Below are 26,274 nucleotides of genomic sequence, written 5' to 3'. Positions count from 1 at the left end.
GTCATCCTGAAGGAGGACTTTTGTAACGAAAGGGTAAACGAACGGGGCGAAAGTCAGACGCTGAGGTAGATGTGTGCGGCGACGTCGTTGGCCAGTTCGAGTGCCTCGTCGTACCCCTCCACGTGCACGCGAACGTACGATCCCGCCTGAGAGATGGTCGCCGTCTTGCCGGGCTGTACCCCACTGTCGTGCAGCTGCTGCAAGAATTCCGGCTCGAACTGGACCGGCTCGGCGAGGCGCCGAATCATTCCTGACTTTCCGCTGGGATTCTGCGCCGCCACGTCGACGATCGAGATCACGCCGTCCATGAACCGGCCCGCGGGCGAATCGCCGAGCTCGTCGAGCCCCGGGATCGGGTTGCCGTACGGCGACTCCGTCGGGTGGTCGAGCATCTCAAGCAGTCGGCGCTCGACCTGCTCGCTCATCACGTGCTCCCAGCGGCAGGCCTCGTCGTGCACGAAGGCCCAGTCGAGACCGATGACGTCGGCGAGCAGGCGCTCGGCGAGACGGTGCTTGCGGATCACGTGCGTGGCCTTGGTGCGCCCCTGCGTGGTCAGTTCGAGGTGGCGGTCGCCGGTGACGACGACCAGGCCGTCGCGCTCCATGCGGGCAACGGTCTGCGAAACCGTCGGGCCGGAGTGGCCGAGTCGCTCCGAGATCCGCGCGCGAAGGGGAACGATGTTCTCCTCTTCGAGGTCGAGGATCGTCCGAAGGTACATCTCTGTGGTGTCGACAAGATCAGTCAACGGTGCCTCCCCGATAACGCAATTTTCACCAAGACTACTGCTCGCACCTTATGGGCCGGATCACCTGGGCGTCCTCTGATGGTGAACTTCCCCCGTAGTTGCCCTGGATACGATCGACCGCATGGCCGACACCCGCACCCCCTCCGACATCACGATCCCCCGCGACCTCCTCCCGACCGACGGTCGCTTCGGTTGCGGCCCCTCGAAGATCCGCGGCGCTCAGCTCGAGCACCTCGTGACGGCGGGCTCCACCATCCTCGGCACGTCGCACCGGCAGGCGCCGGTCAAAGACCTGGTGGGCAGGATCCGGGCCGACCTCTCTACGCTCTTCGCCCTTCCCGACGGCTACGAGGTGGTTCTCGGCGACGGCGGCTCGACCGCGTTCTGGGATGCCGCGTCGTTCGGCCTCATCGAGAAGCGCGCCGAGAACCTCTCCTTCGGCGAGTTCGGCTCGAAGTTCGCCAAGGCCGCCGGCGCCCCCTGGCTCGACGCGCCCCGGGTCATCACCGCGCCGGGCGGCTCGCGCGCCGAGGTCGAGGTCGAGGCGGGCGTCGATGTCTATGCGTGGCCGCACAACGAGACCTCGACGGGTGTCATGGCTCCGGTCAAGCGGGTCCACGGCGACGACGGCGCCCTCACCGTGATCGATGCGACCAGCGCGGCCGGCGGTGCGGCGTTCGACGCCGCCGAGGCCGACGTCTACTACTTCGCCCCCCAGAAGAACTTCGCCTCCGACGGCGGCCTCTGGTTCGCCCTCATGTCGCCGGCCGCGATCGAGCGCGTCGAGCGCATCGCCGCGTCCGACCGTTACATCCCCGAATTCCTCAGCCTGAAGAACGCAGTCGACAACTCGCGGCTGAACCAGACGCTCAACACGCCCGCCCTGACGACGCTCCTTCTTCTCGAAGACCAGACCCGGTGGATCCTCGACAATGGCGGCCTCTCGTGGGCCGACGCCCGCACGAAAGAGTCGTCGGGAGCCCTCTACGACTGGGCCACCACCTCCGACTACGCGACGCCGTTCGTTGTCGACCCCGAGCACCGCTCACAGGTCGTCGCGACGATCGACTTCGACGACTCGATCGACGCGGCCCTCGTCGCGAAGGTGCTCCGCGCCAACGGCATCGTCGACACCGAGCCCTATCGCAAGCTCGGCCGCAACCAGCTCCGCGTCGCGACGTTCACGGCGATCGAGCCCGACGACGTCCGCCAGCTCATCCGGTCCATCGAGTTCGTGGTCGCCGCCCTCGCTGCCTGACGCCGCCCGCCTCGGAATTTGAAGGAGAAACGCCTACCTCGGGCCCAGAACTCAAGGATCCGACGGCTCACTCCCCCAAATCTCCTTCGAATTCGGTAGTGCTCCACACCGAGAGTACGAAAACCGCCCCTCGGCCGAAGCCGGGGGGCGGTTTTCGTACTCTCGGTCAGCGTCTAGGAGCGCACGACGTCGTCATCCTCGTCGTCGCCGTCCGCCCCGTCGAGGCCGACGGCCTCGGCCGCCTCCTCGACGTCGACGCCGTCGAACTCACGGCGGAGGCCGTCGCGGGCCTTGCGGGGCGAGTTCTCGTCGTAGTCGTCGTCATCGTCGGAGTCATCGTCGTCGTCGTCGGACTCATCGTCGTCGTCTTCATCCGACTCATCGTCGTCGTCCGACTCGTCATCGTCGTCCGACTCATCGTCATCGTCGTCCGACTCGTCGTCATCCGACTCGTCGTCGCCTTCCGACAACGCACCCTGCGCCGCTTCGTACTCCGCGAGGCGCTCGACCCACGGCCCCCAGTCGGGTGCGAGCAGCGAGGTGTCGCCCGGCAGCAGTTCGGTCTCGAGCACCGAGGGCTCCTCGTCGCCGACGACAGCGATGCTGACCGTCCACAGCCAGCCCGGATAGCCCGGCAGCGTGTTCGCGAAGCGGACCGTCGAGACGCCTTCGCCCTCGTCGACCACTTCGAGCGGCTCGCCGATTGTGTCGTCGCGGGTGATCTCGAGGAGCGCCTCGCGGGCCAGCGAGTAGAGGTCTGCCGCGTCAGCCATCGAGTTGGTCCGCGATCTTCCGCAGCACGGCGGCGACCTGCGCGCCATTTTCGGGGTAGCGGCCGCGGCGGAGGCGGTTGCCGACTCCATCGAGCATTTTGACGACGTCTTCGACGATCACGGCCATGTCTTCGGCCGAGCGACGGTTGCGCTCGACGAGGCTCGGCGCCTTCTCGAGCACACGCACCGAGAGCGCCTGGGCACCCTTCTTGCCGTCGGCGATGCCGAACTCGAGCCGGGAGCCGGCCTTGATCCCGGTCGTGCCGGCGGGCAGAGACGACGCATGGAGGAAGACTTCTTGACCGTCATCGCTCGCGATGAAGCCGAAGCCCTTCTCTTCGTCGTAGAACTTGACCTTGCCGGTGGGCATGACTGAACTCCTAGTTAGTGGGGCCCGACAAGCATACGGGCCCACGGCCAGCCGTGCCCCGACTACGCTGAGCATCGTGGCACAGAAGAAGCAGGTCGTGAACGCTCCCGACGGAATCCGTCGCGCCGAGCGTGTCCTCGTGTACGCCGCGATCACCGTCGCGGTCTTCTCCGCTGTCTGCATCGCCATCTACCTCATCGGTGGCGCAGCGCACGTGACCAGTGCGAGTGGCATCTGGCCGGCGATCGCCGTGCTGCCCGTTCTCGGATTCCCGATCGCGATCCTGCTGATCATCGCCTTCGTCATCGTCAGCGCGATTCGCCGTCAACGCGAGACCCGGGGCGACACACGCTGACCGGCGGCCGCCAAAGCACCGGGGCAGAGGCGCCCCGTGGCTAGCGCCCTCGACCTCGCCGGCGTGCTCCGCGCCCTCGACGCCGAAACCCTTCGGGCTCGACTCCTCGGCCGCACCGTGCCGCGACCGAACACGGTCAAAGACGCCTTCGACCTCGCCGAGACCCTGCTCGACCGGGCATCACTGCGCGAGGTGCTGAGTCGCCTCGACCGTGTGTCGCTGATCGCTCTCCGCACGACGGCGACCGCTGCCGACGCCGCGCTGGTCATCGAACGAGCCGAAGCCGCGTTCGACCTGTCGACGGACGATGTCGAAGCGGCCTTCGCCCGACTCTCCGAGCGCCTGCTCGTCCTCCTGTCGACCGACGGCGCCGACAGCTCGGACGACAGCGCCGGCACCGAGGCCACCACCCGCACCGGCTCACCAGCCACCGACGGCACTACCACCACTGCACCCACCGCCACCGCCTTCGACACCGTCACCGAGGCCCTCGACGACGACCCACTGCTCACGCTCGCCCGCCTCGCCGGCATCCGTCCGCCCGTCGTGCTCGAGGCCGTCGAGCAGCTCGACGACGAGGCGAAGGTCGCACACGACACGGCGAGCGCCGAGCGTCTCTACGCGATCGTCGTCGAGGTCGCCGAGATCGTCCGCGCTGTGACCGACGCTCCGGCGCGCGAGCTCGCTCGGGGCGGCCTGGCGCTTCCCGAGAGCCGGCGCCTCGCCGAGGCCGCTCGGATCGATGTCGACGACGTGGCGCCGATCCTCGTGGCCGCCCGGGCCGCGTCCCTGGTCGAGCTCGGCCCCGAGGGCTGGATTCCCGGCACGAACGCCGAGGCGTGGCTCCTCTCGACCTGGGCCGACCGCTGGGCCTCGCTCGTGTCGGCCTGGCTCGACACACTGCCCGCCGAGGTGCGCACCGTCCTGGCGCAGCGCAGCTCGACGTCCTGGGGCGAGCCGCTCCGCACGTTCAGCGAATGGCTGTTCCCCGCCGGCGGCTCGTGGGTTGCCGAGCGCCTCGATGCCTTCGCTCGGGCCGCCGAGCTCTTCGGTCTGACCTCGGGGTCGCGCCCGACCTCCACCGCCGTCGCGCTGCTCGGCGATGGAGTCGAGGCCGCCACCGAGATCGTCCGGGGCCTCCTCCCCCAGCCCATCGACCAGGTGTATCTGCAGCACGATCTGACCGTCGTCGCTCCCGGCCCTCTCGCGCCCGACCTCGACGCTCGTCTCCGGCTGATCGCCGATGTCGAGAGTGCGGGTCTCGCGGCGACGTATCGAATCACCGAGACAAGGATCCAGGCCGCCCTCAGCTCGGGCGAGACCGCCGACAGCCTCCGCGAGTTCCTCACCTCCCTGTCCTCTACCGGCATCCCCCAGCCGGTCGACTATCTGCTCACCGAGACGGCTGACCGGCACGGACGCTATCGGGTGGCTGATCTCGGGGCCGCCGACCTGGATCCTCAGGCGACGTCGTTCGGTGCTGTCAGCCAGCTTCGCGCCGACGATCCGGCCCTTCTCGACACCGCCCAGGTCGATCAGGCGCTCCGACCGATCGGCCTGTTCCGGGCGGGCCCTCTCGTGATGCTGAGCCGGTTCGACGCGGAGACGGTCTACTGGGCTCTGCTCGACGAGCGCTATCCCGTTCTCCTCGAAGACGCCGATCGCCGACCGACCAGGCCGCCGCTCCGCCGACGCCCGCGCCGGTCTGCCCCGCCGGTCGGCGTCGATCCGCTCGTCGCTCTCGTGGATCGCGTGCAGGCCTCCTCCGGCACCGATGACGACACCGAGCGAGCGTGGATCTCCCGCCAGCTCGACTCGGCCGCCCACGCTCGGTTGACGGTCTTGATCACCCTGGCGCATGCCGACGGCACGACGAGCCAGCTGACGATGGAGCCCACCGGCGTCGGTGGAGGCCGGGTGCGCGGGCGCGACCGCAAGTCCGACATCGAGCGCACGCTGCCCCTGTCGAGTATCGTCGCCGTCGCTACTCCGCCCGCCTGATCGCGGCTCCGGCGCAACCCGGAGCCGCTCACAGGCCCCGCGCATAGACTGACCGGTTATGCCAGGCCCGTTGATCGTCCAGAGCGACCGCACCGTCCTCCTCGAGGTCGCCCACCCCGATGCGGAGGACGCCCGACACGACCTTTCGGTGTTCGCCGAGCTCGAGCGCGCACCCGAGCACGTGCACACCTACCGCATCACGCGCCTCGGTTTGTGGAACGCCCGTGCCGCCGGCCACTCCGCCGACGACATGCTCGCGACCCTCGACAAATACTCGAAGTTCCCGGTGCCGCAGAGCGTCTCGGTCGACATCGCCGAGACCGTCGCCCGGTACGGCCGCATCGTCATCGAGCGCGACGGCGATCAGCTTCTGCTTCGCGGTACCGACAAAGCCGTCTTGAGCGAGGTCACCCGCGCGAAAAAGATTGGCGAGCTGCTCGGCGTAAAGCGGGCCGACGATCTCTGGGAGCTCCTGCCGTGGGCTCGCGGCGAGGTGAAACAGCAGCTCATCAAGCTCGGCTGGCCCGCCGAAGACCACGCCGGCTACACCCCCGGCACCCCGCACGCGATCGACCTCGACACCTCCGAGTGGAACCTCCGCGACTACCAGCAGAAGGCGGTCGACAACTTCTTCGAGGGCGGCTCGGGCGTCGTCGTGCTCCCCTGTGGTGCGGGTAAGACGCTGGTCGGCGCCGGTGCCATGGCGCAGGCGAAGACCAACACGCTGATCCTCGTGACCAACACGGTCTCGGCGCGCCAGTGGCGCGACGAGCTCCTCAAGCGCACCTCACTCACAGAAGACGAGATCGGCGAGTACTCGGGCGCGGTCAAAGAGATCAAGCCCGTGACGATTGCGACGTACCAGATCCTCACCGCGCGCCGGGCGGGCAAGTACACCCACCTGTCGCTGCTCGACGCTCTCGACTGGGGCCTCGTGGTCTACGACGAGGTGCACCTCCTTCCGGCGCCCGTCTTCAAGCTGACCGCCGAGCTGCAGGCACGGCGGCGGCTCGGCCTCACCGCGACGCTCGTCCGTGAAGACGGCCGCGAGGGCGACGTCTTCAGCCTCATCGGCCCGAAGCGCTTCGACGCCCCATGGAAAGAGATCGAGGCCCAGGGCTTCATCTCGCCGGCCAACTGCTACGAGGTGCGCGTCGACCTCCCCCAAGAGGAGCGCCTTCAGTACGCCGCCTCTCCCGACGAAGAGCGCTACCGCCTCGCCGCGACGGCGCCCGTCAAGATGAACGTCGTCCGCCAGCTCGTCGACAAGCACGAGGGCGAGCAGATCCTCGTCATCGGGCAGTATCTCGACCAGATCGACGAGCTCGCCGAAGCCCTGAACGCCCCCAAGCTGACGGGATCGACACCCGTCGACGAGCGCCAGCGTCTCTTCCAGGCCTTCCGCGATGGCGAGGTGAAGGTGCTGGTGGTGTCGAAGGTGGCCAACTTCTCCGTCGATCTGCCGGAGGCGACGGTCGCAATTCAGGTCTCAGGATCCTACGGCTCGCGTCAAGAAGAAGCGCAGCGGTTGGGCAGGCTCTTGCGCCCCAAGAAGTCCGGCATTCCGGCCTCGTTCTACACGCTGGTCAGCCGCGACACGGTCGATCAGGATTTCGCTCAGAACCGCCAGCGGTTCCTCGCCGAGCAGGGCTACAGCTACACGATCCTCGATTCTCCGACCCTGGCCGCCTGAGTCGGGCTGAGCACCAGCGCGCAGACATAGCGCGCACGCCCAGCTCTCAGCAAACGCTTAGACGGCGCGCAGATACTTGACCCATGAGCGATGGCCCCAAGATTCTGATCGTCGACGACGAGCCCAACATCCGCGACCTCCTGACCACGAGCCTCCGGTTCGCCGGCTTCGCCGTGCGTGCCGTCGGCAACGGCGCTCAGGCGATCTCCGCGGTCCTCGAAGAGGAGCCCGACCTCATCATCCTCGACGTGATGCTGCCCGACATGAACGGGTTCGGCGTCACCAAGCGACTCCGTTCGTCTGGCTACACGTCGCCGATCCTCTTCCTCACCGCCAAAGACGACACCGAAGACAAGATCACGGGTCTCACGGTCGGTGGCGACGACTACGTCACGAAGCCGTTCAGCCTCGACGAGATCGTCGCGCGCATCAAGGCCATCCTGCGTCGCACCATGAACGAAGACGAAGACGCGATCATCCGCGCCGGCGAGCTGACCATGGATCAAGACACGCACGAGGTCACGATCGGCGAGACGGCCATCGAGCTCAGCCCGACCGAGTTCAAGCTGCTCCGATACCTCATGCTCAACCCCAACCGGGTGCTGTCGAAGGCGCAGATCCTCGACCACGTGTGGGAGTACGACTTCAACGGCGACGCGGGCATCGTCGAGAGCTACATCTCGTACCTCCGCCGCAAGCTCGACCAGTTCTCGGCCGAGCCGATCATCCAGACCAAGCGTGGCTTCGGCTACATGCTGAAGGCCGCCAAGGTCTGAGCTGCTCCACACAAGAACGCCGTGACCCAGTTCGGGTCACGGCGTTCGTGCATTCTGGTCGCAGTTACGCGGCCTTCGCGCCGTCCAGGTAGCCGTTCGGGTTCAAGACGTACTTCGTCGCCGAGCCGGCGTCGAACTCCTTGTAGCCGCGCGGGGCGTCCTCGAGGCTGATCGCCTTGGCGTTAACATTGTCGGCGATGTGCACCCGGTCGTGCAGGATCGCCTGCATCAGACCGTGGTTGTACTTCATCACCGGGCACTGGCCCGTGGTGAACGACAGCGACTTGGCCCATCCGGTTCCGAGCGACAGCGACAAGGATCCCTTCTTGGCCGCCTCGTCAGCGGCGCCCGGGTCGCCCGTGACGTACAGCCCCGGGATTCCCATCGCCCCACCGGCCGCGGTGATGTCCATGAGCGAGTTCAGCACGGTGGCCGGCGCCTCCTTGGCGTCGTGGCCGTGCCCCTTCGCCTCGAACCCGACCGCGTCGACCGCGCAGTCGACCTCGGGCACACCGAGGATCTGCTCGATCTGCTCGGCTGGCCCGCCCTTCGAGAGGTCGACCGTCTCGCAGCCGAAGCTCCGCGCCTGCGCCAGACGGCCCTCGTTCATGTCGCCGACGATCACGGCGGCCGCGCCGAGAAGGAGCGCGCTGGTCGCGGCGGCGAGGCCCACCGGGCCCGCACCGGCCACGTACACGGTCGAGCCGACACCCACGCCGGCCGTTACGGCCCCGTGGAATCCGGTCGGGAAGATGTCCGACAGCATCGTCAGATCCATGATCTTCTCGAGGGCCTGGTCTTTGTCGGGGAAGCGCAGGAGGTTCCAGTCGGCGTACGGCACCAGCACGAACTCGGCCTGGCCACCGACCCACCCGCCCATGTCGACGTAGCCGTAGGCACTCCCGGGGCGATCCGGGTTGACGTTGAGGCAGATGCCGGTCTTGCGCTCCTTGCAGTTCTTACAGCGACCGCACGAGATGTTGAACGGCACCGACACGAGGTCGCCGACCTTGATGAACTCGACGTCGGGCCCGACCTCGACCACTTCGCCGGTGATCTCGTGACCCAGCACGAGATTGGTGGGAGCCGTTGTCCGACCACGGACCATGTGCTGGTCGGAACCGCAGATGTTGGTGGCGACCGTCTTGAGGATCGCCCCGTGCTTGACCTGTCTGCCGACGTTAGCGGGATTGACCCCCGGGCCGTCTTTCAGCTCGAATGTCGGGTAGTCGGTGTCGATGACCTCGACCTCGCCCGGCCCCTTGTAGGCGACGGCTCTGTTTCCTGCCATTGCGATCCTCCTTGATCACGCGGTCGCGGTGTGCTCCCGCTACACCCGACGCTAGAGGTCGAAACCGGTGCGTGCGCCGTGAATCCGACTTCTCGCCCCGAGGCTTCTCCAGGCCCCTCCGCTAATCTGGCGCAGTCATGCACTCACGCCTTTCGCAGTGGTGGAACGAGATCTCCATCCGAACCAAGATCACCGGCATCACCGTCTGCCTGGTGACGCTCGGGCTGCTCGTCGCCGGCCTCGGCACGATGACGGTGCTCAGCACTTACCTGTACGGGCAGGTCGACCGCGACCTGAAGTCGGGGGCGGCGTCCGTGTCGTGGGATGGCGCGGACTCCTGCACCTCGAATTTCGGCAATTACAAGACCAGCTACGTCGCGATCTTCTCCAACGACGGAGAGCTTCTCTGCGACAACGGTGCCTCTCTGCCCGCGTCGTCCACCCCCTATCTTCCCGACTTCACTGAGCAGTCGGCCGCCACACACCCCACGGCCTTCAGCACCTACAACGCCCTGGGCACGGAGGAGTGGCGCCTCTACGCGGATCACACGACCCTCACCAACAAATCAACGAGCCAGTCGGTCGAGGCGACCGTGGTGGCCGGCACGAACCTCGCGACCACCAACGCGACGATCACCCGGTTCTCGTACATCTTCCTAGGCTTCGGCCTCTCCGTGGTCGTCCTCGGCGCTGCCATCACAAGGCTCCTGGTGACCTCGACCTTTGCCCCCTTGCGCGACGTCGAAGACACCGCCGCCCGGTTCGCCGACGGCGACTTCAGTCAGCGGCTCGACACCACGACCCCGAACACCGAGGTGGGCAGGCTCAACCGCTCCCTCAACACGATGCTCTCTCGCATCGACTACGCCTTCGACGACCGCGCGAAGACCATCGACCAGATGCGCCGCTTCGTCGGCGACGCCAGCCACGAGCTCCGCACGCCCCTGGTCTCGCTCCGCGGATACGCCGAGCTCTACCGCATGGGCGCCCTGACCAAGCCCGAAGACGTCGCCCAGGCCATGGACCGCATCGAAAAAGAGGCGATCCGCATGGGCGTCCTCGTCCAAGACCTCCTCCAGCTCGCGCGCCTCGACGAGTCCAAGCCCCTCGAGCTCGGGCCGGTCGACCTGGTGACCATCGCCCGAGATTCTGCGCTCGACACGATGGCGTCCAACACCGACCGCGAGATCCGCGTCTTCGTGCGCGAGCCGGTCGATCCGGGCCACGAGTCGAGCGACGAGTACGTCGTCGCCCCGGGCCCCGTCGCACCGCTCGCCCCCGGCACGACCGGTCCGATCGCGTTCGCCGGTGCGACCCTGGCCCGGCTCAGGATCCGACGCGCCCGCGCAGCAGAAGCGGGCACCGACGCACTCGATGCTCCGAGTGCCGACGGCTCCGGCGACGGCGTCGTCAGCCCGGTGATCCTCGGCGAAGAGAACAAGATTCGTCAGGTGGTCACCAACCTCATGGGTAACGCCATGCGATTCACCGACCACGACGCTCCGATCGAGCTCGCCGTCCAGGCCGACCCCGGCCGAGGCATGGCGACCATCGACATCATCGACCACGGCGAGGGCATCCCGCCGCAGATCCGCGAGAAGATCTTCCAGCGCTTCTGGCGGGCCGACACCTCGCGCACCCGCGACACCGGCGGCTCGGGTCTCGGCCTCGCGATCGTCTCCGGTATCGTCGCCGCCCACCATGGCGACGTCGACGTCTTCGACACCCCCGGCGGCGGCGCCACCTTCCGAGTCTCGTTGCCTCTGATGCCTGCAGGCCCGGTTCCCACGCTCTCCTGACGCTGCGTGCGCCGCTGACGCCCGGCCGGCGCCACCCCGCACGAACCGACGCGCTTAGGCCAAACCGACCCGGCGCGCCACGTCGCAATGGCCGATCCGCGTCACCTTGCCGCAGAGCGCCCCACCAGCACGCCCCACCGGCAGCACGCCCCACCGGCAACGGCAAAGGCCGGCTCCCCCGAGGGGGAACCGGCCTGAGTCGTGAAGCGAAGCGGACTTAGAAGTCCATGCCACCCGTGGGGTCGCCGGCCGGGGCCGGGTTCTTCTCGGGCTTGTCGGCGACGACGACCTCGGTGGTGAGGAAGAGGCCGGCGATCGAGGCAGCGTTCTGCAGAGCGGAGCGCGTCACCTTGGCGGGGTCGATGATGCCGGCAGCCAGCATGTCGACGTACTCGCCGGTCGCGGCGTTGAGGCCCCATCCGACGTCGAGGTTGCGCACGCGGTCGACGACGACGCCGGGCTCCATGCCCGCGTTGAAGGCGATCTGCTTGAGCGGAGCGTCGATGGCGACACGCACGATGTTCGCACCGGTCGCCTCGTCGCCCTCGAGCTCGAGGGTGGCGAGAGCGGTCTTGCCGGCCTGGATCAGCGCGACTCCACCACCGGCGACGATGCCCTCTTCGACGGCGGCCTTCGCGTTGCGAACGGCGTCTTCGATGCGGTGCTTGCGCTCTTTGAGCTCGACCTCGGTTGCAGCGCCGGCCTTGATGACGGCGACGCCACCGGCCAGCTTCGCGAGGCGCTCCTGGAGCTTCTCGCGGTCGTAGTCGCTGTCGGTGTTCTCGATCTCGGCACGGATCTGCTTGACGCGACCGGCGATCATCTCTTCGTCGCCAGCACCCTCGACGATGGTGGTCTCGTCTTTGGTGATGATGACCTTGCGGGCACGGCCGAGCAGGTCGAGGGTGGCGTTCTCGAGCTTGAGTCCGACCTCCTCGGCGATGACCTGACCACCGGTGAGGATGGCGATGTCCTGCAGCTGCGCCTTACGACGGTCGCCGAAGCCGGGAGCCTTGACGGCGACCGACTTGAAGATGCCGCGGATCTTGTTGACGACGAGGGTCGCGAGAGCCTCTCCGTCGACGTCTTCCGCGATGATGAGGAGCTGCTTGCCCGACTGGATGACCTTGTCGACGATGGGCAGCAGGTCTTTGATGTTCGAGATCTTCGAGTTGACGATCAGAACGTAGGCGTCTTCGAAGACGGCTTCCTGGCGCTCGGGGTCGGTGACGAAGTACTGCGACAGGTAACCCTTGTCGAAGCGCATGCCCTCGGTGAGCTCGAGCTCGGTGCCGAACGTGTTCGACTCCTCGACGGTGACGACGCCCTCTTTGCCGACCTTGTCGATCGCTTCGGCGATAAGTGCGCCGATGGTGGGGTCGGCAGCCGAGATGGACGCGGTAGCGGCGATCTCGTCCTTGGTCTCGATCTCTTTGGCGTTCTCGAGCAGCTGCGCGGAGACGGCCGCGACGGCCTTCTCGATGCCGCGCTTGAGGCTGATCGGGTCGGCGCCGGCGGCGACGTTACGGAGGCCCTCGCGCACGAGTGCCTGGGCGAGGACGGTAGCCGTCGTCGTGCCGTCTCCGGCGACGTCGTCGGTCTTCTTCGCGACCTCTTTGACCAGCTCGGCGCCGATCTTCTCGTAGGGGTCGTCGAGCTCGATCTCTTTCGCGATGGAGACACCGTCGTTGGTGATCGTGGGGGCGCCCCACTTCTTCTCCAGAACGACGTTGCGACCGCGCGGGCCGAGGGTGACCTTTACAGCGTCGGCAAGAATGTTCAGGCCGCGCTCGAGGCCGCGTCGGGCCTCTTCGTCAAAAGCAATGATCTTAGCCATGTGGTTTTTCGTCCCTCCCGGACGTCGTGGGGCACGCTGCCCCGGCTGGTGCCGTATATCAGGTGAGTCTTTTGGCACTCCCTCATCGAGAGTGCCAATTGATTCTGGCACTCTGCCGTATCGAGTGCAAGTGCTCTCAGGAGCCCCTTGGGCAAGGATCCGAAACCCCCGAGACCGCCCGCCCGTCGCCTCCCGAAACGGTCGCCCACACGAAAAACGCCGCCCTCGCGGACGGCGCTTCTCTGCTCTGACGACTCAGGCGAGGCGTACGGCTTCGGCCTGGGGGCCCTTGTTGCCCGTCCCGACCTCGAACACGACGGCCTGGCCCTCTTCGAGCACCTTGTATCCGCTCATGTCGATGGCTGAATAGTGGACGAATACGTCCTGCCCGTCTCCCTCGACGGTGATGAATCCGTAACCCTTTTCCGCGTTGAACCACTTCACGGTTCCGTTGGCCATTTCGTACTCCCTAGCTGTGTCTGTCGGTGGCGCTGCCCAGCCGGCACGGACCGGTGCGGAGGGGCCGACTGATCCCAGATAGTAATAAAGAGCCGGGCCGAAAAGGGGGGTGCCGCCCGAAAAATTGGACCGGGAGGCGCCAAACGGCCTGTTGTTTACACGGCCGTAACCGAAGGCGTCATTTTCCGTCACGCAGCGCTGCGAGACGCTGCTTACCGACGGCTCACGACTGGGCGTTAAAGTCGGCTCCGAGGATCACCGTGATCGTCGCGCCGGGGAACGCCGTGCTCTGCTCGACCGTGTTGATCCCGAGCGACTTCGCGATGCCGAGGGCGATCGACTCGTTGTCGGCCGCCGAGTCGTCGTAGTAGACCACGGAGGTCGAGACCTGCGACGACGCGTTGCCCATGTTGCCGACGATCCAGCCGGCGTTCGTCAGGGTGGTTCCGGCGGTCGAGGCGAGGCCCGTGGTGGTGGTCGCGTTGAGCACGGTGATGGTCGTCTTCGTGGAGTCGACCTTCGACGGGTCGGCGAGGGGCGTGGCTGTCGGAGTCGCCGCGGGTGTCTTGGTCGCCCCACTGGTGGCGGTGCCCGTCGCCGAGGATTTCGGCGTCGCAGTGCTCGAACTCGTCGATGCCGAGCTACGGAACTGGAAGCTGTCGTTGGTCACGGTGAGCCAGGCGATGCCGCCCGCCGTCAAGACGCCCACGGCGAGGAACGCCCACGCGAAGACGATCAGGCCGCCGTGCCGCCGAACGCCGGAGCGGTGGGCGCCGACGCGCAGCAGCGAGTCGGGGACGCCATCGAAACGGTCCTGAGGGAACTTGGCCATGCGGTGTCTGGTCTTCCGTGATCGGGCGGTCAGCGGCCGAAGGTCCGGGCGCTGCGCGATGCGGCGCGGGAGTCGCGCAGGCGCAGCAGCCTCCCGACCAGCATCGGCGCGTAGGCAAGTGCATCGGGTCTTTCTATGAGCGAACCGAGCAACTGCTGGTATCGCGGGGCAGAAAGGCCCAGTTCCGACCGGATCGCCGCCGCTTTTCGCGGAGGTGAGGCGGGGGCATTCTGCTCGAAGTCGAGAAGGCGCCGATCGCGGTCGCTGAGACCGCGCACGTACTCCTCGTCGCTCTGCATCTGCACCCTCCGGTTGCCGTCATCCTAGATCGCACGGGTAGCGAGCCCGGCCCGACACGCGTCAGACCGGCTGCACTCGCGTCCCGTGCGGATCTCCCACAGCGAGCGCGACACCGTCGAGTGAAAGCGTCGCAAAGGCCTCCGGTCGCCCTGTGAAACGACCAGGATCCGACACGGTCGCCTGCACTCCCGACAGCAGCCCGGTGCGCTCGTAGGCGATCCACCGCACGCCGAGCCGGGTCACCAGGTCGACGAACGCCTGGCGCCTGGCTCCCGGCAGGTAGACGAGGGTGCCGGTCGAGACCACCACCGGCGTGAGCCCCAGCGGGCTGCGGGCGACCAGCTCTTCGAGCCCGTCGACGGCGTCTCCCGTCACCAACGTCGGCGGATCCTGCACTGCCACCCGCAGGGCCGCACGCAGCAGATCCACGCGGTCCTCTTGACCCGGCCACAGCAGCGTCTCGAGCCAGCGGCGGGCGTCGTCGTCTGTCACGGCGAGGGGCTGCAGGTCGAGGCCGAGCCGTGCCTCGATGCGCGGCAGCGTGGGATCCTCGTCGCCCCACCACGGCCCGGCGACCTCCGTGGCCAGGCGGACGTCGCTCGTGGTGTCTCCCAGCGTGAACGCGGACCCCTCGGCGGTCACCGCGAGCGCGAACCGGTCGAGGTAGAGCCCGAGCCCTGCCGACGCTCCCACCTCGAGCAGCGCGATCGGCCCGGTGATCCCGGCGGAGGCCAGCGCGAGAGCCACCGGCCCCGACCTGCGCACATCGTTCGTCTGCGTGAGCCGTCGCCCCAGTTCGAGCACGAGGGCGTCGGCATGGTCGAGCATCCAGGCCCGCAGGGAGCCGAACGACGAGAGCTGCGCCCCCAGGATCCGACACACGGCCAGCACGAGCACAGGCTGCCTCGACCCTGCGGGTGCCGCGTCGACGATCTCGACGAGCCTCGGGTCACCGGCGATCGCGCCTGCCCAGTCGGCGTAGATCGGCGAGCCGCCGGCCGCCGCCACCGCCGCGAATTCCTGGAAGCGTTCCGCGGTGCTCATGCCGCCGAGCCTACGGCCCGCTGTGCGGGCGGCGTTCCGGGTGCATACACGGAATCATCACCGGGCGTGCAGTGTTGAATGGGGTGGCCGGATCCTGCACCCAGCGGTCCCGGCCCCGAACGAAGGAGCACCCATGGAGTACAAGGTCGAGAAGAGCGACGCCGAGTGGCGCGAAGAGCTCAGCCCGGAAGAGTTCGCCGTGCTGCGCGAAGCCGCAACCGAGCGCCCCTGGACGGGCGAGCTGCTCGATGAGAGCCGGGCCGGTTTCTACACCTGTGCCGCCTGCGGCAATGAGCTGTTCAAGAGCGGCACGAAGTTCGATTCGAACTGCGGCTGGCCGTCGTTCTACGAGTCGGTCAACCCCGACGCCGTCCAGCTGATCGAAGACAAGTCGCTCGGCATGGTCCGCACCGAGGTCCGCTGCGCGAACTGCGGTTCGCACCTCGGCCACGTTTTCGACGATGGCTTTGGCACGCCCACCGGCGATCGCTACTGCATGAACAGCATCTCGCTGAACTTCAAGGCCGACGAGCAGGCGTGAACCTCTCCGAAACCGCCGGAGCGTCGTTGACGGCCTCGCCCGTCCGCGAAGCCGTTCTGCGTCGCCGTTCCCGCTCCACCGTCACCGAGGAGGCCCCGTCACACGACGAGCTCCTCGAGCTCGTGGCGGCCGCGGCGACGGTAGCCGACCACTCGCACCTCGCGCCGTGGCGGCTCATCGCGCTCCGCGGTGATGCGCGGCTCAAGGTCGGGCGCGCTCTCGCTAAGGCGGGCGGCGCGAACGGCGACTCGGTCGAGAAGGGTGCCCGCAAGCTCCTTCGTGCGCCGCTGGTCATCGCGATCGTGTCGTCGCCGCGAGAGAGCCGCAAGGTTCCGGAGTGGGAGCAGGAGGCGGTCGCCTCGGGCGTCGCGCACCTGCTCAGCCTGCTGCTCGACGAGGCCGGCTGGGGCGTCTTCTGGCGCACCGGCACCAACACGCGTGCCAAGAAAGTCAGAAAGGCGCACAAGTTGTCGAAGGGCGAGAACCTCCTGGGCTGGCTCTATGTCGGCGGAGTCGACCACCGCGAACGCAAGCCGCGGAAGCCGGTCGACGCCTCGAGTTTCGTTACCGAACTTTAGAAGCACTCATAACGAAGACCGGCTCTCCGCTCGCGGCGGGCCGGTCTTGTCGTTGGTGCGAGCGACGGCGTCTTCGAGAAGAGGCTGGGCTACCAGGAGCGGTTGCTGCGGCCGATGAAATTCATCGGGATGAACAGCGCCACGGTGCAGGCCACGACTCCGCCGAAGAAGGTCAGGAAGCGCCAGGCCTCGGGCACCTGGAACGCCAGGCCGAAGCAGAAAATACCGAAAACGAAAAGCGCGATGGCGACAACGGCGATGACGATGTTAGACAAGCGGGGCTCCTCAAAGGCTTCGAACTCCCCCTAGCGTAAGCCCTCGAGAGACTCACCGCCTCGCGAGGCGGCACCGGGGTCGACCAGGGTCGTAAACGAGTGGGGCCGACTGCGGGACTTGAACCCGCAACCTGCTGTTTACAAGACAGCTGCGCTACCAATTGCGCCAAGTCGGCAAGTGCGACAAGTGTAACCGCCTTGAGCGGACGGGACGACGACGATCTCTGGTGAGAGTCAGTTCGACCCGGAATAGTCTCCGCTTCGGGGTCGAGCAAGGCGACACGCCGATGGGCCCCCCGAAGTGGGGCGACCCGCACTGGGGGAAGATCATCCTGCAGGATGATGCGAGGGTCGTTCCATGATCACGGGAACCCTCGAGCCGACGATGACCTCGGCCTCACGACTGCCGGCATTCACCACGCCTCGCCGCGTGGCGCTTCTTGCAGTCGCTCTCCTGCTCGCCTTCGGCCTCGTCGTAGGCACATCCGCCACTCCCGCCCACGCCTGGGGCGGCTACACCAATGGCAAGATCCCTCTCTCCAAACTCATCGCCATCCCGAACGGCTATCTCCGCATCGACGCGGCGGCTGGCTACGGGTCGATGAACAAGGCCTTCAAGAAGAAGTTCGGCAAAGAACTGGGTGTCAGCGAGGGCTACCGCAGCTACGACAAACAGGTCTCGATCTGGAACGCGCGCTACGTCAAGCACTCGAAGAAGGTGGCGAACAGCGTCGCGTACGCCGGCAAGTACTGGACGAAGAAAAAGAACGTGTCGGTGGCCGCCGTTCCCGGCACAAGCGTCCACGGGTGGGCGCTGGCCGTGGATCTCAATTCGGGCGTGCAGACCGCCGGAAGCGCTCAGAAGCGCTGGGCCGACAAGTACGGCCCGAAGTACGGCTGGAAGCCCGTCGGCAACAACTTCGGTGAGCCCTGGCACTTCGAGTTCACTCCCGTCAAGAAGTAAGACATCGCTATATGCCAGCCACGGCATATGCGGGTACAGGGCATCCGGCAACCATCCAGTCACTGCGGTCGTAAACTCCAGGGGGTACAAAATCGACCCGCGACAACTGGACAGGGAGCTCCGTTGGACGGAAATGCAACGACGAGGCACAAAAACGTCGCCCTCCTCTCGGTAACGAGCGAGCTGGCGCAGCGTGTAACGACCTCCGACGAGCTCGATCGGCGCCTGCAGCCCGTCTTGAAGCGACTCAAGCTCCCTAAGGGGCTGCTGCAGCGCGTCGCCGGCGTCATGGAGCGGCGCAACTGGAGCGACGGTCAGACGTTCGAGAAGGCGGCCATCGCCGCTGGCAAGCGTGCGCTCGATGAGGCCGGCATCCGGCCCGATCAGATCGGGCTGCTCATCAACACCTCGATCACGCGCCGCAACCTCGAGCCGTCCGTTGCCGTGCACCTCCACGACGGGCTCGGGCTCGGCTCGGCCGCCCTCAACTTCGACATCGCCAACGCCTGTCTCGGTTTCGTTAACGGGATGAACCTGGCGGCTTCGCTCATCGACGCCGGTCAGGTCGATTACGCCCTCGTCGTCGACGGCGAAGATTTCGACGACGTGCAGACCAACACGGTCGACCGTCTCCTCAACGGCGACATCGCCCGCCGCGACTTCATGAGCGAGTTCGCGAGCCTCACCCTCGGTTCCGGTGCCGCCGCCGCCGTCCTCGGTCGCGCCGACCACCATCCCGAGGGGCACCGCATCATTGGCGGCATCACGCGCTCGGCGAGCCAGTACAACGACCTCTGCGTCGGCACGGTGAACGGCATGTTCACCGACGCGGCCGGGCTGCTCAAACACGGCATGGAACTGGTGGTCCACGCCTGGCGCGATGCCGCGAAAGACTGGAACTGGTCGCACATGGATCGCTATGTGATGCACCAGGTCTCCGACATCCACACGGCCGACTTCGTCAAGTCGGCCGGTATCGATCGCGACCTCGTCCCCCTCACCTACCCGACGCTCGGCAATGTCGGGTCGGCCTCGATCCCCATCACGCTCGCCCAGGAGGCCAAGACGCTCTCCAAGGGGGATCGCGTGCTCCTCATGGGGGTCGGCTCCGGCATCAACACGGCCATGACCGAACTCGCCTGGTGATTTCCCGCCTCCCCCGGGCGGCTCGGCAGGTCGCCCCCGCTTCGCTCCCCCCTCGGGGCCTGCCCGGCATGGACGACTCGTTCTCCCGGCTGGTGCCGGCGGCCGGTCGCACCTGGCACGTGCTCGACTCCGGCCCCGTCCTCACCGACGAGGGTCTGGAGCCGGTGGGCACGATCCTCTGCGTGCACGGCAATCCCACGTGGTCGTACCTCTGGCGGTCTCTGGTCTCGACGGCCACCGACCAGGCCCGAGCCGGCGGCCCCGTCTGGCGCGTCATCGCCCTCGATCAGCTCGACATGGGCTTCTCCGAGCGCACCGGCGTAGAGCGCGACCTCACCCTCCGAGTCGGCGATCTCTCCGACCTTACCGACGCACTCGAGCTCTCCGGCCCCGTCGTCACCTTCGGCCACGACTGGGGCGGCGTCATCTCGCTCGGCTGGGCCGTCGACCACCCCGACCTCCTCGCCGGCGTTCTGCTGCTCAACACCGCCGTGCATCAGCCGGAGTCGTCGAAGATCCCGGCCCCGCTTCGCCTCACACTCGGCAAAGGTGTTCTCGGAGCCGCCACCGTCTCGACCCCCGCCTTCATCGAGACCACACTTGCACTCGCGCACCCGCCGCTCGCCCTCGACGTCAAAGAGGCGTACCGCGCCCCCTATCGCTCGGCCGATCGCCGCGGCGGAGTCGGCGGATTCGTCGCCGACATCCCCGTCGACGCCTCCCACGTCAGCGATGCCGAGAGACGACGTGTCGCCGAGGGCCTCCGCGCCCTGACCGTTCCCGCCCTCTTCCTCTGGGGCCCCCGCGACCCGATCTTCAGCGATCGCTATCTCGACGATCTCGTCGACCGTCTGCCGCACGCCGACGTGCACCGCTTCGAGGGTGCGGGGCACCTCGTCGCCGAAGACGTCGACTTCGCGAGCGCAACGCTCTCCTGGCTCGGGGATCGATTCGGTGGTTCCGAACCCCAGGATCCCCCGGTGCCGGCGACCGCACAGCCCGCGTTCCGTTCTCTCCTCAGCGCCCTCGACGAGAGGCGCGAGTCCGACGAGGTCGCCCTGGTCGAGATGCCGACCACGCCCGGCGGCACCCGTACCTCCTTGACCTGGCGCGGCCTCGCTCGTCGCGTCGACCGGCTCGCCAGGGGCCTCGCCCTTGCCGGGGTCGAACGTGGCGACCGCGTTTCGCTGCTCGTGCCCCCGGGGGCCGATCTGACGGCCGTCCTCTACGCCTGCCTTCGCCTGGGGGCCGTGGTCGTCGTCGCCGACGCGGGTCTCGGCGTCAAGGGGCTCACCCGCGCCGTGCGTGGCGCGTGGCCGGCCCATCTCATCGGTGCGCTCCCAGGGCTGAGCGCCGCTCGTGCCCTCGGCTGGCCGGGCCAGAAGATCTCGACGACCGCGCTCCCCGCCGCAGCCCAGAACGCCCTCGGAGTAGCGCACTCCGTCCCCGAGCTGGTGTCGCTTGGTGCGGCTTCAGCGGTCGGCCTGCCCGAGGCGCCAGGCGCCGACGATCTCGCGGCCATCCTGTTCACCTCCGGGTCCACCGGCCCGGCGAAGGGCGTCGCGTACACCCACCGCCGGCTCGCGGCTCTCTGCTCGACCCTGGGGGCGACCTACGGCGTCGGACCCTCGACGGGCATCGTCGCCGGCTTCGCGCCTTTCGCCCTCCTCGGCCCCGCCCTCGGCGCCCGCTCCGTGACACCGGCGATGGACGTCACCTCTCCCGCCACGTTGACCGCGACCGCGGTGGCTGCAGCGGCCGCCGAGATCGACGCCACGGTACTGTTCCTCTCCCCCGCGGCGCTGACAAACGTCGTTGCCACCGCGGGCGACCTCTCGGAGGGGCACCAGCAGGCGCTGAACCAGGTCGGCACCTTCCTCTCGGCGGGCGCTCCCGTCTCCGCCGCCCTCCTCGAATCAGCCGCGGCGCTCATGCCCCATGCCGTGCCGCACACGCCCTACGGCATGACCGAGGGCCTCCTGATGACCGACGTGACTCTCGACGAGGTGCGCGCCGCCCGAGAGCAGACCGAGGCTGCGCAAGGCGTCTGCGTCGGTCGACCGATCGTGGGCGTCGAGATCCGCATCAGCGCTCTCGACCGCGACGGCGTCGCCGTCGGCGAACCCTCCGAAGTGGTCGACGCCACCGGCGAGATCGTCGTCTCCGCGCCGCATCTCTTCGACCACTACGACAGGCTCTGGCTGACCGACCGCGCCTCCCGTCGAGATGTCCCCGCCGGACGATGGCACCGCACGGGCGACGTCGGCCACATCGACCGCGACGGTCGGCTCTGGATCGAAGGCCGCCTGCCCCACGTGCTCTCCACACCTGACGGGGCGGTGACCCCGGTCGGGCCCGAGCAGCGGATCGAGTCGGTGCCCAGCGTCCGGCGGGCCGCGCTCGTCGGGGTCGGACCACGCGGAACGCAGGTCGCGGTGGCCGTGGTCGAAACCGAGCCCGGTGCTCGGAAGGTGGCCCTCTCGGATCCTGAGCTCGCCTCCGCCGTTCGCGACGTCGCGGGCCTCGAGATCGCAGCCGTTCTGGTCGCGCCCCTTCTGCCCACCGATGTGCGCCACAACTCCAAGATCGACCGCACCGCCCTCGCCACCTGGGCCGCGTCGATTCTCGAGGGCGGCCCGCTGGTCGCTCCGAGATGACCACGCTCGTCACCGGCGCATCGGGTCTGCTCGGTCGAGCGGTCGCCATCGAGCTGCTCCGCCGGGGCGTCTCGGTCCGTACGTTCCAACGGCGCCCGTCGGGTGTCGACGGCGCCGAGGGGCACACCGGGTCGATTACGGACCCTGCAGCGGTCGAACGTGCCCTCGTCGGGATCGATTCGGTCGTGCATCTGGCGGCCAAGGTGTCGCTCGCGGGCGATCCCTCCGAGTTCGAGGCGGTCAACGTGGGCGGCACGAAGCTGCTTCTCGCGGCGGCGGCGCGCGCCGAAGTGAGGCGCTTCGTCTTCGTCTCGTCGCCCTCGGTGGCCCACTCGGGCACGTCGCTGTCAGGAGAGGGCGCCGGCCCCGCCGATCCGCTTCGGGCCCGCGGTGATTACGCGCGCACCAAGGCCGAAGCTGAACTCCTGGCGCTGGCCGCCGATGCCGCAGGCTTCTCGGTCGTCGTGGTGCGCCCGCATCTCGTTTGGGGCCCGGGAGACACCCAGCTCGTGGCGCGCATCGTCGATCGCTCCCGCTCGGGGCGCCTGCCCCTCCTCGCGCATGGCACCGCCCTGATCGACACGCTCTTCATCGACAATGCGGCGACCGGTATCGCTCAGGCCCTTGCACGCGCGGTGGAGGTTCACGGCCGTGCGTATGTTCTCACGAACGGGGAGCCGAGGCCCGTTGCCGAACTCCTCGGAGGTATCTGTCGCGCCGCGGGTGTGCCCGCGCCCGAACGCAGCATTCCGGCTCGCTTTGCGACCACGGCGGGTTCGCTCATCGAGACCGTCTGGCGCCTTCGCCCCGGCCTCGACGAACCTCCGATGACCCGCTTCCTCGCTGAGCAGCTGTCGACGGCGCATTGGTTCGATCAGCGTCGCACTCGCCGCGATCTCGACTGGCACCCGTCGGTCTCTCTCGACGATGGTTTCGCTAGCCTCGCTGCCTGGTACGCCTCCGGCTCCCCTGCCCTCTGACCCCCTGGGACTGCCCATCCGCCGGCCCTGGCCCTGCTGACCCAGCCCCGGCCCCGTTACCGGTCCGAGCGAAGCAAGGACTCGCCCCGAACGCGTCAGCGTCCCTCTTCAGCGTCTTTCAAGAGCGCAAACATCAATTCCCCCGGTTCAAGCGAAGCGAGAACCCTCCTTCGCCACGGACGCGCCAGCGTCCCTCTTTAGCGTCTTTCAAAGAAACAAACAGCAATCCCCCGGGCTCTCGCTTGCGAGTGCACAGGGGATTCGATTGCTGGGGTACCTGGACTCGAACCAAGAACAACTGAACCAGAATCAGTCGTGTTGCCAATTACACCATACCCCAATGGCTGTTATGCATTGCTTGTAAGCAGTGCGTTTCAGCCGTTGTAGCTCGTTGCCGAACCGGATCTACTGTACAGCATCGGCGAGCTCGTGTAGGCCACCGACGAGATCGCGGTTGATGGTGGCCGCTGTGCGCGCACCGGCTCCCGCCGCCACGATGAGCTGCTGTGGGCCGGGGGCGGTCGACTCGCCGGCGACGTAGAGCCCGTCGACGGACGTTCGACCGTGTCCGTCAGCGACCAGCAGACCGTCGGTGTCGAACGCAGGATCCAACGGGGCCAGGTAGCCGAGTTCGCTCGCCCACGCGGGTCGCACGAAGCCTCCCTCGATGGCTACGACGTCGCCGTCTTCGAACCGGATGCCGGTCACGCCTTCCCGTCCGCCTTGGATTTCGGCGATGACACGTCGATCGACCGTGAATCCTCGGGCGTCGAGAGCCTGCTCGTCGAGGGGGGTGAGACTGTCGGCGCCGTTCGTGCACACACGCAGGTCGGCGCTCCACTGACTGAGGAGCAGAGCGCGCTCCGCCAGGTCGGGCTCCTCCCCGATGACCGCCAGCGCCTGATCGCGCTTGTCGTAGCCGTCGCATTCGATGCAGCTGTGGAACGCCGTACCGTAGAACGCGCGGAGGCCTTCGATGTCGGGGAGTGTCTCTTGCAGGCCTGTTGCGACGAGAACGACCTTTGCCACGGCTCGACTCGTCTTGCGACGGAGCTCGCACTCGAGCACGAAGCCGTCGTCGCCCCGCGTGATCGACTGGACCATGGTCATCCGGTGCTCGGCGCCCTCGTAGGTGAGGAACTCGTCGCGTCCGAGCCTGCGGAGCTCCAGCGGAGAGATGCCGTCTCGCGTGAGGAATCCATGCGACATCAACGTGGCGGAGTTACGCGGGCGGTTGCTGTCGATGAGCAACACGCTGCGTCGCGCACGAATCAGGTTCAGCGCGGCACTGAGCCCGGCCGGCCCCCCACCAACGATGGCGACGTCGTAGACGGTCTCTGTCTCGGCCTCTGTCACAGCTGCCCCGCCAGCTTCTCGAGCCGCGCCACCGTCGACTCACGCCCGAGGATCTCCATCGACTCGAACAGCGGAGGGCTGATACGGCGACCCGAGATGGCGACGCGAAGAGGTCCGAACGCGTTCCGCGGTTTCAGGCCCAGCTCGTCGACGAGGGCACTGCGGAGCGACTCCTCGAGGGCCGCGTGCGTCCACTCGTCGACGCCTGAGACGGCAGTGATCGAGGCGCGCAACACATCCGGGGCACCGTCGCCCAGCGTCTTGAGCGCATCCGCCGCATAGTCGAGGTCGGCATCGGCTGTGAACAAGAAGCCGAGCAGACCGGGAGTCTCGCCGAGAAGCTGCATGCGCTCCTGCACAAGCGGTGCCGCAGCGTCGAGGATGGCCCGCTCCCCCTCGGTGGGCGGTGTCGAGAAGTACTCGCCGAGATAGGGCACCAGGCGCGACGCGAAGTCGGCCGGCTCGAGAAGACGGATGTGGTCGCCGTTGATCGACTCGGCCTTCTTGTGGTCGAAACGAGCGGGGTTGGGGTTGACGTCTTCGACGTCGAACGCCGCGACCATCTCGTCGAGCGAGAAGACGTCGCGATCGTGAGTCAGCGACCACCCCAGAAGTGCGAGGTAGTTGACGAGCCCTTCCGGGATAAAACCATTGCTTCGATGATGGAACAGATTCGATTCGGGGTCGCGCTTGGAGAGCTTCTTGTTGCCCTCCCCCATGACATAAGGAAGGTGGCCGAATCGCGGAATGAACTTCGCGATACCGATCTCATACAGCGCCTCGTACAGAGCGATCTGCCGCGGCGTCGACGAGAGGATGTCTTCTCCGCGCAGCACGTGAGTGATGCCCATGAGGGCATCGTCCAGCGGGTTCACGAAGGTGTACAGCGGAATCCCATTGGGACGCACGACGACGAAGTCGGTAAAGGATCCGGCGGGGAACGTAATCTCGCCGCGCACCAGGTCATCGAAGCTGAGGTCGCGGTCAGGCACACGAAGCCGGAGGGCCGGCGCCCTCCCTTCGGCTCGGTACGCCGACCGCTGCTCGTCGGTGAGCTCGCGCTCGAAGTTGTCGTACCCCTGCTTAGGATCCCGCCCGTTCGCGATGTTCCGAGCCTCGATCTCTTCACCGGTCGCAAAGCTCTCGTAGAGCAGCCCGCGCTCTTTCAACTGCTCGATGACGCTCTGATAGATGTCATGGCGCTCCGACTGGCGGTATGGGGCATGCGGGCCGCCGATCTCAACCCCCTCGTCCCAGTCGAGCTTCAACCAGCGGAGGGCCTCGATGATCTGCCCGTAGCTCTCCTCGCTGTCGCGAGCCGCGTCGGTGTCTTCGATTCGGAACACGAGCTTGCCGCCCGTGTGGCGGGCGTAGGCCCAGTTAAAGAGCGCTGTGCGGATTAAACCCACGTGAGGGGTTCCGGTGGGCGAGGGGCAGAACCGGACACGCACATCGGCACCGGTTGCGGTCGTAAAGGAGGCAGACATCAACAACAATCTTACCTTCGACCGCGGCAACCGATTGGTGGGTTAAACGCAAGAAAGCCACCCCGTGGTGGGGTGGCTTTCAAGGTGTTGCTGAAGTTGAGTCCGGCGGTGTCCTACTCTCCCACAAGGTCCCCCTTGCAGTACCATCGGCGCTGAGAGTCTTAGCTTCCGGGTTCGGAATGTGACCGGGCGTTTCCCTCTCGCTATGGCCGCCGAAACAATCGGTCACAACGCACCCCTTACGGGCCGTGGTGAAGTCTGTTTCAGAGCTTTCGCTGCTGTTGAGTTATCACCCGCACACCCTCGAGGGGTGTGGTGGGGTGTGTTCGAAGAACTGTCGTTGCCGACCGTGTTCTGGGAACCACATAGTGGACGCGAGCATCACCGCCCCTGCCCCACACGGTTACCCGTGTGAAGTGGTGGGTGTTGTCAAATTATCGGCTTATTAGTACCGGTCAGCTCCATGGGTCTTTAGTCCCCACTTCCACATCCGGCCTATCAACCCAGTAGTCTAGCTGGGAGCCTCTCCCCCCGAAGGGGTTGGAAATCTCATCTCGAAGCCGGCTTCCCGCTTAGATGCTTTCAGCGGTTATCCGTTCCGAACGTAGCTAATCAGCGGTGCTCTTGGCAGAACAACTGACACACCAGAGGTTCGTCCATCCCGGTCCTCTCGTACTAAGGATAGATCTTCTCAAATTTCCTACGCGCGCAGCGGATAGGGACCGAACTGTCTCACGACGTTCTAAACCCAGCTCG

Annotated in this window: 24 protein-coding genes, 2 tRNA genes and 2 rRNA genes; 12 read left to right on the top strand and 16 right to left on the bottom strand. The window is 67.1% G+C overall.

Features of this window, described 5'->3' with window-relative positions:
* Positions 1-53: 53 nt before the first annotated feature.
* Positions 54-746 (bottom strand): metal-dependent transcriptional regulator, encoded by a 693-nt coding sequence (locus ITJ49_RS00140; RefSeq protein ID WP_194600110.1) that lies wholly within the window; start codon positions 744-746, stop codon positions 54-56.
* A 121-nt stretch (positions 747-867) separates the two neighbouring features.
* Between ITJ49_RS00140 and serC the strand changes: the two genes are divergently transcribed.
* Positions 868-2,004 carry a phosphoserine transaminase gene (gene serC, locus ITJ49_RS00135; RefSeq protein ID WP_194600108.1) on the top strand — a complete coding sequence of 379 codons (1,137 nt, stop codon included), beginning with the start codon at positions 868-870 and terminating at the stop codon, positions 2,002-2,004.
* A 173-nt stretch (positions 2,005-2,177) separates the two neighbouring features.
* Here the strand turns inward: serC and ITJ49_RS00130 are convergent, their stop codons facing one another.
* Together ITJ49_RS00130 and ITJ49_RS00125 are read right to left on the bottom strand one after the other, a co-directional pair.
* The gene (locus ITJ49_RS00130) at positions 2,178-2,777 is read right to left on the bottom strand and encodes a DUF3027 domain-containing protein (RefSeq protein WP_228513878.1); all 600 of its coding nucleotides are present in this window, start codon (positions 2,775-2,777) and stop codon (positions 2,178-2,180) included.
* On the bottom strand, positions 2,770-3,147 hold the full coding sequence (locus ITJ49_RS00125) for a cold-shock protein (protein ID WP_055963793.1): 378 nt from the start codon (positions 3,145-3,147) through the stop codon (positions 2,770-2,772). The genes ITJ49_RS00130 and ITJ49_RS00125 overlap by 8 nt, the downstream gene beginning before the upstream one ends.
* Before the next feature lie 76 nt (positions 3,148-3,223).
* Here ITJ49_RS00125 and ITJ49_RS00120 point away from each other — a divergent pair, with 76 nt between their 5' ends.
* The 4 genes from ITJ49_RS00120 (at position 3,224) to ITJ49_RS00105 (ending at position 7,972) form a co-directional block, all read left to right on the top strand.
* Positions 3,224-3,502 carry a multidrug ABC transporter ATPase gene (locus tag ITJ49_RS00120; RefSeq protein ID WP_123943342.1) on the top strand — a complete coding sequence of 93 codons (279 nt, stop codon included), beginning with the start codon at positions 3,224-3,226 and terminating at the stop codon, positions 3,500-3,502.
* 36 nt (positions 3,503-3,538) lie between these two features.
* Positions 3,539-5,503 (top strand): helicase-associated domain-containing protein, encoded by a 1,965-nt coding sequence (locus ITJ49_RS17980; RefSeq protein ID WP_194600103.1) that lies wholly within the window; start codon positions 3,539-3,541, stop codon positions 5,501-5,503.
* 58 nt (positions 5,504-5,561) lie between these two features.
* Positions 5,562-7,196, top strand: a complete 1,635-nt coding sequence (locus ITJ49_RS00110) for a DNA repair helicase XPB (protein ID WP_194600101.1) — start codon at positions 5,562-5,564, stop codon at positions 7,194-7,196.
* 83 nt (positions 7,197-7,279) lie between these two features.
* A complete protein-coding gene (locus ITJ49_RS00105) occupies positions 7,280-7,972 on the top strand; it encodes a response regulator transcription factor (RefSeq protein WP_055963805.1) in 693 nt (230 codons plus the stop codon).
* 64 nt (positions 7,973-8,036) lie between these two features.
* Here ITJ49_RS00105 and fdhA read toward each other — a convergent pair whose 3' ends face one another.
* A complete protein-coding gene (gene fdhA, locus ITJ49_RS00100) occupies positions 8,037-9,263 on the bottom strand; it encodes a formaldehyde dehydrogenase, glutathione-independent (protein ID WP_194600099.1) in 1,227 nt (408 codons plus the stop codon).
* 137 nt (positions 9,264-9,400) lie between these two features.
* Here fdhA and ITJ49_RS00095 point away from each other — a divergent pair, with 137 nt between their 5' ends.
* Positions 9,401-11,062 (top strand): cell wall metabolism sensor histidine kinase WalK, encoded by a 1,662-nt coding sequence (locus ITJ49_RS00095; protein ID WP_194600097.1) that lies wholly within the window; start codon positions 9,401-9,403, stop codon positions 11,060-11,062.
* Positions 11,063-11,279: 217 nt separating this feature from the next.
* Here ITJ49_RS00095 and groL read toward each other — a convergent pair whose 3' ends face one another.
* The 5 genes from groL to ITJ49_RS00070 all read right to left on the bottom strand — a co-directional run bounded on the left by groL (position 11,280) and on the right by ITJ49_RS00070 (position 15,534).
* On the bottom strand, positions 11,280-12,899 hold the full coding sequence (gene groL / locus ITJ49_RS00090; RefSeq protein WP_055963814.1) for a chaperonin GroEL: 1,620 nt from the start codon (positions 12,897-12,899) through the stop codon (positions 11,280-11,282).
* Positions 12,900-13,154: 255 nt separating this feature from the next.
* Positions 13,155-13,358: a cold-shock protein gene (locus ITJ49_RS00085; protein ID WP_055963817.1), complete on the bottom strand. Its 204-nt coding sequence runs from the start codon at positions 13,356-13,358 to the stop codon at positions 13,155-13,157.
* 223 nt (positions 13,359-13,581) lie between these two features.
* Entirely contained in the window at positions 13,582-14,190 is a 609-nt protein-coding gene (locus tag ITJ49_RS00080; RefSeq protein ID WP_194600095.1) for a LytR C-terminal domain-containing protein, read from the bottom strand.
* Between the two features lie 29 nt (positions 14,191-14,219).
* On the bottom strand, positions 14,220-14,489 hold the full coding sequence (locus tag ITJ49_RS00075; protein ID WP_055964110.1) for a DUF3263 domain-containing protein: 270 nt from the start codon (positions 14,487-14,489) through the stop codon (positions 14,220-14,222).
* 61 nt (positions 14,490-14,550) lie between these two features.
* On the bottom strand, positions 14,551-15,534 hold the full coding sequence (locus ITJ49_RS00070) for a DUF2332 domain-containing protein (protein ID WP_194600093.1): 984 nt from the start codon (positions 15,532-15,534) through the stop codon (positions 14,551-14,553).
* A 133-nt stretch (positions 15,535-15,667) separates the two neighbouring features.
* On the opposite strand from ITJ49_RS00070, the gene msrB reads away from it, so the two are divergent.
* Both msrB and ITJ49_RS00060 read left to right on the top strand, forming a co-directional pair.
* The gene (gene msrB / locus ITJ49_RS00065; RefSeq protein ID WP_055963824.1) at positions 15,668-16,075 is read left to right on the top strand and encodes a peptide-methionine (R)-S-oxide reductase MsrB; all 408 of its coding nucleotides are present in this window, start codon (positions 15,668-15,670) and stop codon (positions 16,073-16,075) included.
* The gene (locus ITJ49_RS00060; protein ID WP_370544309.1) at positions 16,072-16,653 is read left to right on the top strand and encodes a nitroreductase family protein; all 582 of its coding nucleotides are present in this window, start codon (positions 16,072-16,074) and stop codon (positions 16,651-16,653) included. Before msrB ends, ITJ49_RS00060 begins: the two co-directional genes overlap by 4 nt.
* 89 nt (positions 16,654-16,742) lie before the next feature.
* Here ITJ49_RS00060 and ITJ49_RS00055 read toward each other — a convergent pair whose 3' ends face one another.
* Positions 16,743-16,928 (bottom strand): hypothetical protein, encoded by a 186-nt coding sequence (locus ITJ49_RS00055; RefSeq protein WP_194600090.1) that lies wholly within the window; start codon positions 16,926-16,928, stop codon positions 16,743-16,745.
* Positions 16,929-17,028: 100 nt separating this feature from the next.
* Positions 17,029-17,104, bottom strand: a tRNA-Thr gene (locus ITJ49_RS00050).
* A 182-nt stretch (positions 17,105-17,286) separates the two neighbouring features.
* Here ITJ49_RS00050 and ITJ49_RS00045 point away from each other — a divergent pair.
* The 4 genes from ITJ49_RS00045 (at position 17,287) to ITJ49_RS00030 (ending at position 22,675) form a co-directional block, all read left to right on the top strand.
* Positions 17,287-17,892, top strand: a complete 606-nt coding sequence (locus ITJ49_RS00045; protein ID WP_194600088.1) for a D-alanyl-D-alanine carboxypeptidase family protein — start codon at positions 17,287-17,289, stop codon at positions 17,890-17,892.
* A gap of 123 nt (positions 17,893-18,015) precedes the next feature.
* Entirely contained in the window at positions 18,016-19,038 is a 1,023-nt protein-coding gene (locus tag ITJ49_RS00040; protein WP_228513877.1) for a 3-oxoacyl-ACP synthase III, read from the top strand.
* A 68-nt stretch (positions 19,039-19,106) separates the two neighbouring features.
* Entirely contained in the window at positions 19,107-21,695 is a 2,589-nt protein-coding gene (locus ITJ49_RS00035) for an alpha/beta fold hydrolase (protein ID WP_194600084.1), read from the top strand.
* Complete coding sequence (locus ITJ49_RS00030) at positions 21,692-22,675, top strand: NAD(P)-dependent oxidoreductase (RefSeq protein ID WP_194600082.1); 984 nt, start codon at positions 21,692-21,694, stop codon at positions 22,673-22,675. The genes ITJ49_RS00035 and ITJ49_RS00030 overlap by 4 nt, the downstream gene beginning before the upstream one ends.
* 268 nt (positions 22,676-22,943) lie before the next feature.
* Here ITJ49_RS00030 and ITJ49_RS00025 read toward each other — a convergent pair.
* From ITJ49_RS00025 to ITJ49_RS00005, 5 genes are all read right to left on the bottom strand, one after another.
* A tRNA-Gln gene (locus tag ITJ49_RS00025) sits at positions 22,944-23,015 on the bottom strand.
* 65 nt (positions 23,016-23,080) lie between these two features.
* Entirely contained in the window at positions 23,081-24,031 is a 951-nt protein-coding gene (locus tag ITJ49_RS00020) for an NAD(P)/FAD-dependent oxidoreductase (RefSeq protein ID WP_194600080.1), read from the bottom strand.
* On the bottom strand, positions 24,028-25,518 hold the full coding sequence (gene gltX, locus ITJ49_RS00015) for a glutamate--tRNA ligase (RefSeq protein ID WP_194600078.1): 1,491 nt from the start codon (positions 25,516-25,518) through the stop codon (positions 24,028-24,030). Before gltX ends, ITJ49_RS00020 begins: the two co-directional genes overlap by 4 nt.
* Before the next feature lie 100 nt (positions 25,519-25,618).
* Positions 25,619-25,735 (bottom strand): 5S ribosomal RNA (gene rrf / locus ITJ49_RS00010).
* 208 nt (positions 25,736-25,943) lie between these two features.
* A 23S ribosomal RNA gene (locus tag ITJ49_RS00005) occupies positions 25,944-26,274 on the bottom strand; the annotation flags it as partial.

Source organism: Frondihabitans sp. VKM Ac-2883, from assembly GCF_015350875.1.
In the GTDB taxonomy this organism is placed as follows: Bacteria; Actinomycetota; Actinomycetes; order Actinomycetales; family Microbacteriaceae; genus Frondihabitans.
This window is presented reverse-complemented; position numbering and strand designations above follow the sequence as displayed.

Coding starts and splice junctions, on each gene's coding strand:
- groL (WP_055963814.1), bottom strand. CDS start 12,899: ATGGCTAAGATCATTGCTTTTGACGAAGAGGCCCGACGCGGCCTCGAG.
- ITJ49_RS00085 (WP_055963817.1), bottom strand. CDS start 13,358: ATGGCCAACGGAACCGTGAAGTGGTTCAACGCGGAAAAGGGTTACGGA.
- ITJ49_RS00080 (WP_194600095.1), bottom strand. CDS start 14,190: ATGGCCAAGTTCCCTCAGGACCGTTTCGATGGCGTCCCCGACTCGCTG.
- ITJ49_RS00030 (WP_194600082.1), top strand. CDS start 21,692: ATGACCACGCTCGTCACCGGCGCATCGGGTCTGCTCGGTCGAGCGGTC.
- ITJ49_RS00125 (WP_055963793.1), bottom strand. CDS start 3,147: ATGCCCACCGGCAAGGTCAAGTTCTACGACGAAGAGAAGGGCTTCGGC.
- ITJ49_RS00070 (WP_194600093.1), bottom strand. CDS start 15,534: ATGAGCACCGCGGAACGCTTCCAGGAATTCGCGGCGGTGGCGGCGGCC.
- serC (WP_194600108.1), top strand. CDS start 868: ATGGCCGACACCCGCACCCCCTCCGACATCACGATCCCCCGCGACCTC.
- msrB (WP_055963824.1), top strand. CDS start 15,668: ATGGAGTACAAGGTCGAGAAGAGCGACGCCGAGTGGCGCGAAGAGCTC.
- ITJ49_RS00110 (WP_194600101.1), top strand. CDS start 5,562: ATGCCAGGCCCGTTGATCGTCCAGAGCGACCGCACCGTCCTCCTCGAG.
- ITJ49_RS00075 (WP_055964110.1), bottom strand. CDS start 14,489: ATGCAGAGCGACGAGGAGTACGTGCGCGGTCTCAGCGACCGCGATCGG.
- ITJ49_RS00095 (WP_194600097.1), top strand. CDS start 9,401: ATGCACTCACGCCTTTCGCAGTGGTGGAACGAGATCTCCATCCGAACC.
- ITJ49_RS00035 (WP_194600084.1), top strand. CDS start 19,107: ATGGACGACTCGTTCTCCCGGCTGGTGCCGGCGGCCGGTCGCACCTGG.
- ITJ49_RS00045 (WP_194600088.1), top strand. CDS start 17,287: ATGATCACGGGAACCCTCGAGCCGACGATGACCTCGGCCTCACGACTG.
- ITJ49_RS00105 (WP_055963805.1), top strand. CDS start 7,280: ATGAGCGATGGCCCCAAGATTCTGATCGTCGACGACGAGCCCAACATC.
- fdhA (WP_194600099.1), bottom strand. CDS start 9,263: ATGGCAGGAAACAGAGCCGTCGCCTACAAGGGGCCGGGCGAGGTCGAG.
- gltX (WP_194600078.1), bottom strand. CDS start 25,518: ATGTCTGCCTCCTTTACGACCGCAACCGGTGCCGATGTGCGTGTCCGG.
- ITJ49_RS00130 (WP_228513878.1), bottom strand. CDS start 2,777: ATGGCTGACGCGGCAGACCTCTACTCGCTGGCCCGCGAGGCGCTCCTC.